Annotated in this window: 2 protein-coding genes; one reads left to right on the top strand and one right to left on the bottom strand. The window is 43.5% G+C overall.

The window, feature by feature from the left end; genetic code table 11:
• Positions 1–96, bottom strand: a 96-nt coding sequence (locus ACP45E_RS20760; protein ID WP_141707464.1) for a hypothetical protein, incomplete at its 3' end; no start/stop codon positions are given.
• Between the two features lie 342 nt (positions 97–438).
• On the opposite strand from ACP45E_RS20760, the gene metK reads away from it, so the two are divergent.
• Positions 439–1,204 (top strand): methionine adenosyltransferase (gene metK, locus ACP45E_RS20755; RefSeq protein WP_069585494.1); only part of this gene is annotated, 766 nt, incomplete at its 3' end.

Genomic DNA, 1,204 nt, shown 5'->3' with positions numbered 1-1,204 from the left:
ACCCATAGGTGCGCCTGGGTGGCCTGAATTTGCTTGTTGAACACCATCCATACTAAGTGCGCGGATTGCATTGGCTAGATCTTTACGAGAAGGCATGTCTGCTCCTGAGTGCGTAAGCGATTTAAAAAATAATAGAATCTGAATTATTCGTTGAATTCAGGCGCCATATTCTCTCAAAGCCCCCTTGCTACTGCAAACGTTTTACTGGAGATTTCGCTCAAATTTACAACTATTTTCACAACGGCATACATTCACCGAATCAAAGAGCAATATTCAGACGCAAACGTTTAGTTATGATATATCCAAAAAAGAACTTGTAATTCACTCGTTCAAAATTAGAATAGACGTCTAGATGTAGAAACACCTACAATTATTTATCCAACATTATTGTGGTGAATGCTAACGTTCATCATCAACAATCAAATTAGTGGAGCTCTCATGGCTAAGCACCTATTTACTTCTGAGTCTGTTTCAGAAGGTCATCCAGATAAAATTGCAGATCAAATTTCTGATGCTGTTCTTGATGCCATCATTGAACAAGATCCAAAAGCCCGCGTCGCCTGTGAGACTTATGTAAAAACTGGCATGGTGATGGTTGGCGGTGAAATCACAACGTCAGCTTGGGTTGATATCGAAGAGATTACTCGCCAAACCGTTCGTGAAATTGGCTACGTTCATTCAGACATGGGCTTTGATGCCGATTCTTGTGCCGTACTCAATACGATCGGTAAGCAATCACCAGACATCAACCAAGGCGTTGATAAAGCCGACCCGAAAGAACAAGGCGCTGGCGACCAAGGCATCATGTTTGGTTACGCGACGAACGAAACGCCAATTCTAATGCCAGCTCCAATCACTTACTCTCACCTTCTTGTTAAGAAACAAGCGGAAGTACGTAAGAGCGGCAAGCTTGATTTCCTTCGCCCAGATGCGAAATCTCAAGTTACTTTCCAGTACGACCAAGGCAAGATTGTCGGTATCGATGCGGTTGTTCTTTCAACTCAGCACAGCGATTCAGTCTCTACTCCAGACCTTCGTGAAGCGGTAATGGAAGAGATCATTAAGCCAGTATTACCTTCTGAGTGGATCAACAAAGAAACTAAATTTTTCATCAACCCGACAGGCCGTTTCGTAATCGGTGGCCCAATGGGTGACTGTGGTCTAACAGGTCGTAAGATCATCGTTGACAGATCGGAAGAGCGGT

It is taken from the genome of Vibrio genomosp. F10 str. 9ZD137 (assembly GCF_049974785.1).
In the GTDB taxonomy this organism is placed as follows: domain Bacteria; phylum Pseudomonadota; class Gammaproteobacteria; order Enterobacterales; family Vibrionaceae; genus Vibrio.
Note: the sequence above shows the minus strand (reverse complement) of the source record. Positions and strands in the feature narration are given on the sequence as shown.